Source organism: Sphingomonas sp. G5 (assembly GCF_052660795.1).
The window spans coordinates 1,239,339-1,251,818 of the sequence record NZ_CP109660.1; the positions used below are offsets into that span (position 1 = coordinate 1,239,339).

General features: G+C 70.3%; 11 protein-coding genes. 6 read left to right on the forward strand and 5 right to left on the reverse strand.

All coding sequences use genetic code 11. From position 1 onward, the window contains the following. Positions 1-51: 51 nt before the first annotated feature. The 4 genes from NE358_RS05980 to NE358_RS05995 all read right to left on the reverse strand — a co-directional run bounded on the left by NE358_RS05980 (position 52) and on the right by NE358_RS05995 (position 5,688). On the reverse strand, positions 52-2,028 hold the full coding sequence (locus tag NE358_RS05980) for an ArnT family glycosyltransferase (protein ID WP_289942365.1): 1,977 nt from the start codon (positions 2,026-2,028) through the stop codon (positions 52-54). 191 nt (positions 2,029-2,219) lie between these two features. After that, positions 2,220-3,842 (reverse strand): APC family permease, encoded by a 1,623-nt coding sequence (locus NE358_RS05985; RefSeq protein WP_499318568.1) that lies wholly within the window; start codon positions 3,840-3,842, stop codon positions 2,220-2,222. After that, positions 3,827-5,221: an aspartate aminotransferase family protein gene (locus tag NE358_RS05990; protein WP_289942367.1), complete on the reverse strand. Its 1,395-nt coding sequence runs from the start codon at positions 5,219-5,221 to the stop codon at positions 3,827-3,829. The genes NE358_RS05985 and NE358_RS05990 overlap by 16 nt, the downstream gene beginning before the upstream one ends. Next, positions 5,218-5,688, reverse strand: a complete 471-nt coding sequence (locus NE358_RS05995; RefSeq protein WP_289942369.1) for an Lrp/AsnC family transcriptional regulator — start codon at positions 5,686-5,688, stop codon at positions 5,218-5,220. The genes NE358_RS05990 and NE358_RS05995 overlap by 4 nt, the downstream gene beginning before the upstream one ends. Before the next feature lie 144 nt (positions 5,689-5,832). Between NE358_RS05995 and NE358_RS06000 the strand changes: the two genes are divergently transcribed. Next, positions 5,833-7,476 carry a cellulase family glycosylhydrolase gene (locus tag NE358_RS06000; RefSeq protein WP_289942371.1) on the forward strand — a complete coding sequence of 548 codons (1,644 nt, stop codon included), beginning with the start codon at positions 5,833-5,835 and terminating at the stop codon, positions 7,474-7,476. Positions 7,477-7,568: 92 nt separating this feature from the next. After that, positions 7,569-9,566: an ArnT family glycosyltransferase gene (locus NE358_RS06005; RefSeq protein WP_289942374.1), complete on the forward strand. Its 1,998-nt coding sequence runs from the start codon at positions 7,569-7,571 to the stop codon at positions 9,564-9,566. A gap of 174 nt (positions 9,567-9,740) precedes the next feature. Here NE358_RS06005 and NE358_RS06010 read toward each other — a convergent pair whose 3' ends face one another. Beyond that, complete coding sequence (locus NE358_RS06010; protein WP_289942375.1) at positions 9,741-10,532, reverse strand: alpha/beta fold hydrolase; 792 nt, start codon at positions 10,530-10,532, stop codon at positions 9,741-9,743. Between the two features lie 57 nt (positions 10,533-10,589). On the opposite strand from NE358_RS06010, the gene NE358_RS06015 reads away from it, so the two are divergent. The 4 genes from NE358_RS06015 to NE358_RS06030 all read left to right on the forward strand — a co-directional run bounded on the left by NE358_RS06015 (position 10,590) and on the right by NE358_RS06030 (position 12,459). Then, positions 10,590-11,156: a mismatch-specific DNA-glycosylase gene (locus NE358_RS06015; protein WP_289942376.1), complete on the forward strand. Its 567-nt coding sequence runs from the start codon at positions 10,590-10,592 to the stop codon at positions 11,154-11,156. A 41-nt stretch (positions 11,157-11,197) separates the two neighbouring features. Continuing rightward, on the forward strand, positions 11,198-11,617 hold the full coding sequence (locus NE358_RS06020) for a ribosomal maturation YjgA family protein (protein WP_103210619.1): 420 nt from the start codon (positions 11,198-11,200) through the stop codon (positions 11,615-11,617). Between the two features lie 62 nt (positions 11,618-11,679). Continuing rightward, the gene (locus tag NE358_RS06025; protein ID WP_103210621.1) at positions 11,680-11,976 is read left to right on the forward strand and encodes a DUF1905 domain-containing protein; all 297 of its coding nucleotides are present in this window, start codon (positions 11,680-11,682) and stop codon (positions 11,974-11,976) included. Between the two features lie 3 nt (positions 11,977-11,979). Further along, entirely contained in the window at positions 11,980-12,459 is a 480-nt protein-coding gene (locus NE358_RS06030) for a prepilin peptidase (protein ID WP_289942377.1), read from the forward strand. Positions 12,460-12,480 lie beyond the last annotated feature (21 nt).

Genomic DNA, 12,480 nt, shown 5'->3' on the forward strand with positions numbered 1-12,480 from the left:
AAGTCTACCGGCGGCGCGGCGCGCGCCGTGGCGCGGTCCGTGGAGGGCGGATCACTCGCCCGCGCACTCGTAGAGGGTGGCGCCGGTGACCTTGTTGACCTCGCCGCCTTCCTTCGACTGGCTGAAGTCCCACTCCTTCACCTCGTGGCATCCGGGGCCGGTCGCCACGCGTCTCACCGGGTCGCCTTCGGGAGCACCGGATGCCACGACGAACAGTCGCGCGTGGCCGCTGCGGACCATCTGCTCGAGGTCGTCCGTCGTGAACACGGGCACGTGTCCGCTGTAACCGCCGTCGGTCAACACGCTCGCCCCGGTGGCGTCGATCACTTGCGACGACAGGGCCCACGAGTCGGTGACGAAGAGCGGCGTGCCGTTCTCTCCGCCGCCGTGCTGACGAGCCGCCGCCACCATCTGCGTGACCGCCGGGCTCATCTGCGGGGTTCCGCCCCAGATCGAGGGGGACGAGACCGTGAACGTCTCATCGGGGTGGCCGCCGCGCGCGGTGACACCGACGTACGCGTCACCGCCGCTGCCGTCGCGCGCATCATCGAGCACCTGCAGGCTGGTCGCCACGGGCAGGCAGAGTAGGGCCACGGCGAGCGCGGCGGGGGCGACCCGTCGCAGGTGAGACAGCGTCCCCCGCATCGGCAGCGCGGCGAGTGCGCCGACGACCAGCCCGGTCCCGCCGATCGCGACCGCGGGCACGAGGAGGACCGCGGGAAGCCGCGCTCCGCCGATCAGGACGACCCACCACACCGCCTGCACGGTCACGACGGCGGGCAGCACGAGGCGGAGGTGTCGGCGCGTCGAGCGCAGGAGGCGCGCACCCTCCCGCCACGCGATGGCGACGAGCAGCACAGTCGGGACGCCGAGCGATGCGACGTAGGCCGTGTGCGGTACGCGCGTGACCGTGAGGACCGCCGCTGCGGTCGCGAACCACGTCGCGGCGACGACCACCAGAGGAAAACGCGCGACGGACACCGGCGTGCCGGGGCGGCCGCGTCTGGGCAGGTACCGCCAGAAACCGAGGGCGATGCCCGCGAGAGCCGCCGGGTACAGCCAGCCGATCTGTGTGACGAGCGGCAGTTCCAGCAGCTTGGTGAGCGTCGGCGAACCCCCCGAGCCGGAGGGGGCCGGCGTCGTGAGTGCGTGGCCCAGAGCGGCGAGGGTTGCGCCCAGCCCGCCCGCCGAACTCGAGGCGCCCACCGACCCCGGCACCGCTCCCGGGGCGAGGCGGTCGAGGCCGTTGTATCCGAAGACCATCGCGAAGATGTCGTCGTTCGTCGAGCCGTCGACGTAGGGGCGCGCATCGGCCGGCACGAGGGCGAAAACGGTGATCCAGGCGACGGATGCCACGACGGCTGCGCCCGTGACGACTCCGGCGCGGACGAGGCCGCGGCGCCACCCGGGGGTCGCGGCGAGCGTGCCCGCGACGAGGGCGGGAAGGAGGAACCACGCGGCCATCATCTTCGCCTGGAAGCCCACGCCGATGAACACCGCACAGACCACCAGGGGCCACCACCTGGCGGTGAGCACCGCGCGCTGCCACCACACGAGGGCGACGGCGAGGGCCATCGTGAGCAGTCCGTCCTCCATCGGGTGGGCGAACATCGACACGAAGATCGGCGTCGAGGCCGCTGCGGCGGCGGCGAGCAGCCCGGCGCCGCGTCCTCCCCAGCGCAGTGCCAGCACCGCGCACGCGACGATGGTCACGACGCCCTCGATCACCTGGGGGAGGGCGATGGCCGAGATCGACATCCCGAACAGCCGGATGCTGAGCGCCTGGGGCACGGCGAAACCGCTGAGCTTGTCGAGGGTGACCGTGGCATCCGGATCGAACGCTCCGAAGAAGAGCGCATGCCAGGACTGCGACATCGACCGGGCCGAGGCCTCGTAGAACGAGAAATCACCGCCGCGAGCCAAATTCCAGCCGGTCAGCACGACGAAGCCCGCGACGATCAGCGTCAGCGAGATCCGCGCCCACCAGGGTTCGCGCCACCAGCGCGCGAGGGGGGCGGAGAACGGCACGGTCCACAGCATCGACCTTCCGGTGCGGGCGATCGTATGCGCGAGGTATCAGTCTGCTGTGACGCGGGAAGCGCTCAAGTAGGGGGGACCGAAGGGTGGGGTGCGCAGGAACTGGGGTGCGTCGGTTCGTCACGGCCCGTCCACGGGGCGGCCGCGACACCCCTGCAGAAGGGATGCCGCGGCCGAGGCGATCAGACCTCGGAATGAGGCCCGGGGACGGTCTTGTTCACCCCGGTCACCGGCTCGTTCTCGTCGAAGGAAGCGATCGGTCGACGGAAGCCGCGCGTGAGGATCACGAGGTAGATGACGCCGAGCGCGGTCCAGATCAGCCCGCCGATGAGGGCGTGCATGTCGAGGTTGACCCACAGCAGGCCGGTGAGCAGCATGCCGATGCCGGGCATCACGATGTAGCGCAGGATGTCGCCGGGGGTCTTGTGCAGGCCCTTGCGGACGGCGAACCACGCGATCACCGAGATGTTCACGAACGTGAAGGCGATGAGCGCGCCGTAGTTGATGTACGCCGCGATCTGCTCGAGCGTGAACTCGATCGCCAGCAGGCTCACGAGCCCCACGATGACGATCGAGAACGTGGGGGTGTGCGTCTTGGGGTTGATGAAGCCGAAGACTCTCCGCGGCAGCACGTTGTTGCGCCCCATCACCATGAGCATGCGCGACACCGATGCGTGCGAGGCGAGCCACGAGGCGAGCGTCGCCGCGAAACCCGCCGCGGTGAGCACCGCCTGCAGCACGGGGCCGCCCACCTGCACGCCGATCTCGGGCAGCGTGCTGTCTTCGATCGCCTCCTGCGGGAACGCGGTCGAGTCGGGGAAGCGCAGCTGCGTCACGTACGAGGCGATGAGGAAGATGAGACCGCCGACGACGAGCGTCAGCACGATGGCGCGCGGCATGATTCTCGGGGTCTTGGCTTCTTCGGAGTACATCGACACCGCGTCGAATCCGATGAACGAGAAGCACACGACGGTGGCTCCCGCGAGCACCGCGCCGAACTGCACGTCGCTGTGGGCGAAGGGGGCGATCGACACGGGCGTGCCGGCTCCCGCGCCGCCGACGAGCTGCACGACGACCATGACGACGAAGACCGTCATCACGAGGATCGAGAACACCAGCAGCAGCATGTTGACGTTCGAGGTTCCGCGCATCGTCAGGTAGATGATGCCCGTCACACCCGCCGTGAAGACGACGACCCAGAGCCAGCCCGGGACGTCGGGGAACAGGGCTTCCATGTAGCTGCGCAGGATGAGCGCGTTCACCATCGGCAGCAGCATGTAGTCGATGAGCGCGGTCCACCCGACGACGAAGCCGACGCCCGGGTGGATGGACTCGCGCGCGTACGTGTAGGCGGAACCTGCGCTGGGGATGACGCGGACCATCTTCCCGTAGCTGATGGCGGTGAAGATCAGCACGACGAGCGCGACCGCGTAGGCGGCCGGGACGACGTTGTCCGTCTTCTCGGCGACGAGGCCGAAGGTGTCGAACACGACGGTCGGGGTCATGTAGCCCAGGCCCAGGCCGACGATGGACCAGAGCCCGAGCGTGCGGGCGAGCTTGGCGCTCGAGTGGGACGGGGCCGCCGAGGCGGCGAGGTTCTCGTTCGTGGCTCCTCCTGGAGGGTGCGGGGCGCGACGTCGTCGCGACCGGAGATGGTGTCGGGTACAGCATCGAGAGCACCGCTCGCGGGTGGGAGCGGGAGTACCGGCGGGGGTGGTGCCGGGAGAGCGGCGGGCGCCGCCGGTGGAGCGGGAGGGATGCCGACAGGGGTGGCGCCGGCATCCCGAGGTCAGAGGCGGGTCCAGGCCTCGGTCAGGACGGAACGGAGGATCTGTTCGATCTCGGTGAACTCGCCGGGGCCGATCGTGAGGGGCGGGGCGAGCTGGATGACGGGATCGCCCCGATCGTCTGCGCGACAGTAGAGTCCGGCGTCATACAGGGCCTTCGAGAGGAAGCCGCGCAGCAAGCGCTCGGATTCGTCGTCGTCGAAGGTCTCTTTCGTCGCCTTGTCTTTGACGAGTTCGATGCCGAAGAAGTATCCGTCGCCGCGCACGTCGCCGACGACGGGCAGGTCCAGCAGCTTCTCGAGCGTCGAGCGGAAGACGGGGGAGTTCGTGCGGACGTTCTCGAGCAGCCCCTCCTCCTCGAAGACGTCGAGGTTCTCCAGCGCGACCGCGGCCGACACGGGGTGTCCGCCGAACGTGTAGCCGTGCGGGAAGGTCGCATCGCCGTGGGCGAAGGGCTCGTACACCCGGTCGCTGACGATCGTGCCGCCCAGAGGCGAGTAGCCGCTCGTGACGGCCTTGGCGAACGTGATCATGTCGGGTTGGTAGTCGTAGGCCGTGGCGCCGAAGTAGTGGCCGAGGCGGCCGAAGGCGCAGATGACCTCGTCGGAGACGAGCAGGACGTCGTAGCGGTCGCAGATCTCGCGCACTCGTTGGAAGTAGCCGGCCGGGGCGGGGAAGCAGCCGCCGGCGTTCTGCACCGGCTCGAGGAAGACGGCCGCGACGGTCTCGGGCCCCTCGAACTGGATCATCTGCTCGATGCGGTCGGCGGCCCACAGGCCGAACTCTTCGGGGGTGCCGCCCCCGAACCCCGATTCCTCGGCGCGGTAGAAGTTCGTGTTCGGGACGCGGAATCCCCCCGGCGTCACGGGCTCGAACATGTGTTTCATGACGGGAAGGCCCGTGATGGCCAGGGCGCCCTGCGTGGTGCCGTGGTACGCGATGGCGCGCGAGATGACCTTGTGCTTGGTCGGCTTCCCCTGCGTCTTCCAGTACTGCTTCGCGAGCTTGAACGCCGTCTCGACGGCCTCGCCCCCGCCGGTGGAGAAGAACACGTGGTTCAGATCACCGGGGGCGAGATGGGCGATCCGCTCGGCGAGCTCGATCGCGGCCGGATGGGCGTACGACCACAGCGGGAAGAACGCCAGTTCCTCCGCCTGCTTCGCCGCGGCCTGAGCGATGCGTCGTCGGCCGTGGCCCGCGTTGACGACGAAGAGCCCGGCGAGACCGTCGATGTACCGCTTGCCCGCGGCATCCCAGATGTGGTGTCCCTCGCCTTTGACGATGATCGGCACCCCGGGGCCGTCCGTCATGACGGACTGCCGGGCGAAGTGCATCCAGAGGTGATCCCGGGCCTTGGCCTGGAGATCGGACTGCTGATCGGTGCCGAGAAGGGTCATCGCGTCCCCCAGTTGTAGAGCTGACGGTGGAGTTTGAGGTAGACGAACGTCTCGGTCGAGACGACGTCGGGCAGGGCTCGGATGCGGTCGTTGAGCAGATCGATGAGATCGTCGTCGCTCTCGCACACGACCTCGACGAGCAGATCGAACGAACCCGCGGTCGAGACGACGTAGGTGACTCCGGGAAGATCCGCCATCGCGGTGGCCACGACCCGGGTGTCGCCAGAGACGCGGACGCCGATCATGGCCTGGCGCGCGAAGCCCAGCTGCATCGGATCGGTGACCGCGACGATCTGCAGGATGCCGGCATCCTGAAGTTTCTGCACGCGCTGGCGCGTCGCGGTCTCGCTCAAGCCCACCGCCTTGCCGATCTCGGCGTAGGAGCGGCGCCCGTCCTCCTGCAGCTGCTCGACGATGGCCTTCGAGACGGCGTCGAGGGCGGTGCTGCGTTCGATCGATGGGCTCATGATGGGCGACGGTATCAGCGGGATCATCCGCAGTACAGCGCTGGATCCGACGTTTACAGCCGCGTAATGGAGCGGAAACCGCGGTCCACGCGGAGTCGGTTCGAGGGGGCTCGTTGTCCCAGTACGATGACCGCGGGGGTGCACATGTCCGCACTGCGCACGAACTGGTCGTCCACGCGTCGCGTCCTCCGCCGCGCGGCGGCCTTCGTCGCGGGCGCGACGCTGGTCGCCGCGGGCGCGATCGCCTCTCCCGCATCGGCCGCGTCGACGCTTCCGGGCTGGCTCTCGACCAACGGGTCGACGATCGTGACGGCGGCCGGTGCTCCGTTCACGATCAAGGCCGCCGCGTGGTTCGGGATGGAGACCTCGAACTGCGCTCCGCACGGACTGTGGTCGATCTCGCTCGACGACGGTCTCGCCGCGATCGCGGGCATGGGATTCAACGCGATCCGCCTGCCCTTCTCGAACGAGTGCCTCACCGCGAAAGCGTCGAACTCGATCAACGCGGCCGTCAACCCGGGACTGGTCTCGCTCACTCCGCTCCAGCTGATGGACACCGTCGTCGCTCGCGCCAAGGCCCACGGCCTCTCGGTGATCCTCGACCGGCATCGCCCCGATTCCGCCGCGCAGAGTGAGCTCTGGTACACCGCGCAGTACAGCGAGCAGCGGTGGATCGACGACTGGAAGATGCTGGCGGGCCGCTACAAGAACGAGCCCTCGGTCATCGGCGTCGACCTTCACAACGAGCCCCACGGCGCCGCCTGCTGGAACTGCGGCGACCCGGCACGCGACTGGCGCGCGGCGGCCACCCGCGCCGGCAATGCCGTGCTCGCGGTGAACCCGAATCTGCTGATCATCGTCGAGGGTGTCGAGCGCCAGAACGACGGGTCGAGCACGTGGTGGGGCGGCGGGCTGAAAGATGCGGGTGCCGCACCGGTGACCCTGGCGGTGAAGAACCGGGTGGTCTACTCCCCGCACGACTACCCCGCGAGCGTCTACGCGCAGCCCTGGTTCTCGGCATCCGGCTATCCCGCCAACCTCGAAGCGGTGTGGGATGCCAACTGGGGTTACCTCGTGCGCAAGAACATCGCTCCCGTGCTGCTCGGCGAGTTCGGCACGAAGCTCGAGACGGCCAGCGACCGCGCCTGGCTCGACGCGCTCGTGGGGTATCTCGCGAAGACGAAGATCAGCTACGCCTACTGGTCTTTCAACCCCAACAGCGGCGACACCGGAGGGCTCGTCGGCGACGACTGGCGTACGCCGCAGAAAGCGAAGCTCGCGGCTCTCGCGCCGATCCTGACACCGGCCGCGGCACCGGCACCGCAGCCGAACCCCGCGCCGACAGCGACTCCCCAGCCGACGCCGAAGCCCAGCGCTTCCGCGTCGACGACCCCGAAGCCCACGGCGACGCCGAAGCCCACGGCGACGCCGAAACCGGCCACGCCCAGCGCGTCGCCCACGCCCACCGCACAGCCGGGGGCGAGTTCACCCGCCGGCATCACCGCCGCGTGGGTTCCGCAGAGCACGTGGGGCGAGGGATACGTCGCCGAGGTCACGGTGACGGCCACCGGGCCGGTCAAGAAGTGGTCCGTGTCGTTCGACGCCCCCGGTACCACCGCGGTGTCGAACGCGTGGGGCATGAGCTGCTCCGTCGCCGCGGGCCGGGTGACGTGCACCGGTCGCGACTGGGCGGCTGCGCTCGCGCCCGGTCAGACCGTGCGGGTGGGTCTGCGGGCCGCGGCCACGCGAGCGCCATCCGCTCCGACGCTCACCGTCTCGGCATCCTGAGTCGCCTCCGCGGAATGAGCGGAACCTCATCCATCGCTTGCACATAGCCTCCGCAGGGCTGCGGTGAGGCAAGCGCTGCCTACGATGCGCCGGTGACCGCTGCTTCTCCTCACCTTCCCGCACCGACGCTCCCGCTGGCGTCGACCTTGCGCCGCCCCCGCCGGTGGACCGTCGGTCTCCTGGCCATCGGGCTCGTCTCGCTCGTCCTCACGGGGTGGCAGATATGGGCGGGGGCGCCGAGCGAGTACTACGCATCGATCGCTCTGTCGATGAGCCGATCCTGGTCGAACTTCTTCTTCGGAGCCGTCGACCCCGCCGGGACCGTGACGCTCGACAAGATCCCCGGGTCGTTCTGGATCCCCGCGCTGTTCGTGCGGGCCTTCGGGTATTCGGCGTGGGCGGTGATCCTGCCGAACGCCCTCGCGGCGGTGGCCGCGGCCCTCGTCACCGCCGTCACCGCACGACGCGTCGCGGGAGAACGTGCCGGGCTGATCGCCGGAGCGGTGGTCGCCGTGACGCCGATCCTGGTGGCGGTCGCGCGCTCGAACCAGCCCGAGACGTTCTTCGTGCTCGGTCTGTCGCTGACGGCCTGGGCGGCGGTGCGAGCCGTTCAGGCGCGGAGCCTCGGGTGGCTCACCGCCGCGGGAGCCCTCATCGGCCTGTCGTTCCAGTTCTACGAACTCGAGGCCTGGGCGGTCTGGCCGGCACTGGCCGCCGCGTACCTCTTCACCCGGCAGTCCTGGGGCCGACGGATCGGCCACCTCGCGCTCGCGGGGCTGGTGAGCCTCGCGGCCTCGCTGTGGTGGGTCGCGATCGTCTCGCTCATCCCCGCCGGAAGCCGGCCGTACATCGGCAGTACGATCGCGAACAACCCGTGGGAGATGGTGTTCGGCTACAACGGACTGGGCCGTTTCTCGGCGACCGCCGACAGCGGAGCCTATGAGTCGTTCACTCCGCCTTTCTCGGGGGAGCCCGGGGTGCTGCGCCTGTTCAACGCCCAGCTCGCGGGCCAGGTGGCGTGGCTCATCCCGGCCGCCATCGTCGGCCTCATCGTGCTGTGGGTGCTGCGCTTCTCGCGTCCACTCACGGTGCTGCTGACCGTGTGGCTCGTGACGTTCGCCGCGATGTTCTCGGCCGTCGCGGGAATGCACCAGTTCTACACGGCCTCACTCGCGGTACCGCTCGCTCTCGCGGTCGGCACCGCGCTCGCCGCGGCACATCGCGCGGGGAAAGTCTGGCCGCAGATGGCGATCGTCTGCGCCGCGGGGGCGACGGCTCTGGGCATCGGCTTCTCTACCGGCGGGTACAGCGTGCCCGTGTCGATCGCCCAGGCGCTTGCGGCGGTCATCGCGATCGTGCTGCTGTCGACGCGTCATCGCGGGCGCCCGGTGGCGACCGTCGCACTGATGGTGGGTCTGCTGCTGACCCCGGCCGTCTGGTCGGCGGTCACCGTCGCGCACCCCAACTCGATCAACCCCGTCGCGGGAGGGGTCTCGGAGAGCTCGGGTTTCGGCGGCCGGGGTTTCGGTGGAGGCGAGTTCGCCGGGGGGATGCCGACTGGCGGGCGCGGTAGTCAAGGACTGGGTGCCGCGCCCGGTGGCGCAGGAACGCCAGGGCAGGGCTTCGGGCAGGGATCCGGCCGGGGAGGAGCGCCCGGCGGCTCGACCTCGGGGCACACGCGCGGGGGATCAGGTGGGGCGCCGACCGGTGGGGCGGGCTTCGGTGCGGGCGGCGGCGAGGACAATGCCGCACTCCTGTCGTGGTTGCAGGCCCGCAGCGCGGGGTCGACGTACCTGGCCGCGACCTTCGGGGCGCAGTCCGCAGCGCAGTTGATCATCGGTTCGAACGGCGGGTCGTTCCTCCCGATCGGTGGATTCAACGGCACGGACGACGTGCCGACCCTGCAGGCGTTCACCGCGATGGTCAATTCCCGTCAGGTGCGGTACGTCATCGGCGGCGATCAGCGCGGCGGCGGCACGTCCATGGCGGCCGCGGCCACGACCACCGCGTCGTCGCAGATCCGCACCTGGGTGACCCAGCACTGCGCGACCGACGCGTCCGCCCCCGCGACCGTCTACGACTGCGGCTGATTCGGCATTCCCGCGTGGAGCGAGCCCCGAGCACGTCGAGTGTCCGAAACACCCGGACGACTTCGAAAACGCCCCGGGTGTCTTGGACACTCACCACGCGGCGCGGGATCCGCCGCGATGCACGGCGCGAGATGCCGGCGGGCGGCGCGACAGGCACAGCGCCCGTAGCGTGAGTCAGCGCCCCAGGAAGTCCATGCCGGCCTCGCGGAACGCCCGCGCGCCGGGAGCGTTGACGTGGTGGCGGCCGGGGATGTCGGCGAACTCGCCCCGGGGCAGAAGCCCCGCCAAGTGCTTCGACTGGTCGTGGATGGGGTCTTCCGTTCCCGTAGCGATGAGCACGGGCTGCTGCGGGGGCGACGAGGGATCGGGGTCGGTCTCGCCCAGGCGCATCCCCTCGGCGATCGCGACGAGCGCACGCAGGTCGTTCCCCGGGACGCGTTCAGCGAGCGAGACGTAGCGCAGGGTCGTGGCATCCTGAACCGGTTCTCCGTGGTCGAGGAAAGCGCGAGCCTGGTCGACCCGCAACCGGGCGAGTGGACGACCGTCCGGGATGCCGCCGAGCACGGCGCGCTCGACATGTTCGGGCGCGTCGACGGCGAGCTGCCAGCCGACCCGCCCGCCCAGGGAGTATCCGAGATAGCGCACCTGATCGAGCAGGTACGTGTCGAGCACGGCGACGAGGTCGGAGACCAGCGTGGGCATCGTGTACGACGCGGCGTCGTGCGGCTTGTCGCTCGCGCCGTGGCCGCGCTGGTCGACCGCGATGACGCGGTATCCGGCCCGCAGCAGGTCGCGCACCCATCCGGTGTTCACCCAGTTGTCGCGGGTGCTGGACCCGAAGCCGTGGACGCAGAGCACGGGGTCGGCCTCGACGTCGCCCCACGAGTAGGTGGCGAGACGCACGTTGTCGCCGACGATGACGAACTGCGCGGGAGGGACCTCGGTCAGGGCGGGAACGGCATCCATTCCTCCGATCCTGGCAGAGCGGGCCGGCCCGTACGCGGTAGTGGTCATAGTGGTCTCATGGGATATACGCGCGCCGAACTCGAGTCGTATCGGGATGCCACGCGGCCCGACCTCGTGGAGTCGGGCGTGCGGCTGCTCTTCGTCGGCATCAATCCGGGACTGTGGACAGCGGCGACCGGCACCCCGTTCGCGCGTCCGGGCAATCGCTTCTGGCCGGCGCTGGTGAGGGCGGGGATCCTTCCGCGTCTGCCCGCGTACTCGAAGCCTCTTGGCGACGAGGACCGCCGCATGATCTTCGACGCCGGGGTGGGCGTGTCCAACCTCGTCGCGCGGGCGACCGCGCGGGCCGACGAGCTGTCGCGGGAGGAGCTGCGCGCGGGTGCGGCGTCGCTCGTCGAGCGGGTCGCCGGGTGGCGGCCTCAGGCTGTCGCGGTCGTCGGGCTGACCGCCTACCGTCAGGGCTTCCAGCGGCCCCGCGCGACCGCGGGGCGACAGCAGGAGTCGATCGCGGACGTCCCCACCTGGGTGCTGCCGAACCCCAGCGGGCTGAACGCCCACGACACCGTCGACTCCCTCGCTCGCGCGTACGCCGACCCGGCGCGGGCCGCGGGGGTCATCCGCTGACGCGGGTCTCACGTCGCGGCGGAAGGTGTCACGATGGCAGGATGCCGCCCACCCGACGCCGCGTGATCGCCCTGTTCGCCCTGGCCGCGGTCGTCGCCGCGGGGCTCGTCGTCCACCTCGTGCTGCCCTCGAGCGCCGCGACCGACATCGCGGGGGACGCGCTCTACACGGTCGCGATCTATGCCGGGGTCGTGGTGGTTCTCCCGCGGCTGCGGCCGTTCTTCGTCGGCCTGACCGCCGGAGGGTGGAGCGTCGCCGTCGAGCTGTTCCAGGCCACGGGGATTCCTGTCGAACTGGCGGAAGGGTTCCGGCCCATCGCGCTGGTGCTCGGGACGGGGTTCGACGCGCGCGATCTCGTCGTCTACCTCTGCGCGGCGGTGGTCGCCGTCGGAGCGGATGTCGTCGTCGGGCGTTCGCTGGAGCGCGGCACGGGAGCATCGAGGCTCCTCCCCAGGGGATGACGTCCTCCGTCGGTCGTTCCTCGCCGGTATCGTGACCAGCTCGTGAGAGAAGAGGAGCGGCGATGAGGGTGCGGTTCGAGGGAGACGTCTTCCGCTGGGCAGCACGCAGCGACAGCGACTGGTACTTCGTCGCGCTGCCACCCGAGCCGAGCGCGGAGATCCGCGAGACGCAGACGTACCGCCGCGGTTTCGGCGGGGTGCGGGTCGACGCCACGATCGGCCGCACGACCTTCCGCACCTCGATCTTCCCGCAGGCCGGGGGCGTCTACGTCCTCCCTCTCAAACGCGCGGTACGCGACGCCGAGGCGATCGACCCCGGGTCGGTCGTGCGGGTCGATCTCTTCGTGCTCGACGCCTGAGCGGTGCCGGTGTTGGTCGCGCTCGCCGCCGCCGTGTTCGCCGTGGCCAGCGTCGGACTGGTCGTGGTCGACGTGCGCACCCACCGCTTGCCCGATGCCGTCGTGCTGTCGGCGCTCGTCGTGGTCGCGGGGCTCCTGACAGCCGAAGCCCTTCGCGTGGGCGACACACCGCGCGCGGTCGGCGTCGTCGGGGGTGCGGGAGCGACGTTCGCCGTCGCCCTCGCGCTGCACCTCGGCCGCCCCGGGGCGTTCGGAGGCGGAGACGTCAAGCTCGCCGCCCTCGTCGGCGCGCCGCTCGGATGGTACGGGCCCGAGGCCGTGGCATCCGGTCTGCTCATCGCTCTTCTTCTCGGCGGGGTCGCCGCAGCGGGCGTGCTGCTCGCCGGCGGTCGGCGCGTGCAGATCGCCTACGGCCCCTGGCTGTTGCTGGGCGCGTGGCTGCGCCTGCTGAGCGGCCCCGGAGAGCCGACACCGTCGAGCTGACCTGTCGCTCCCGACCCCGGC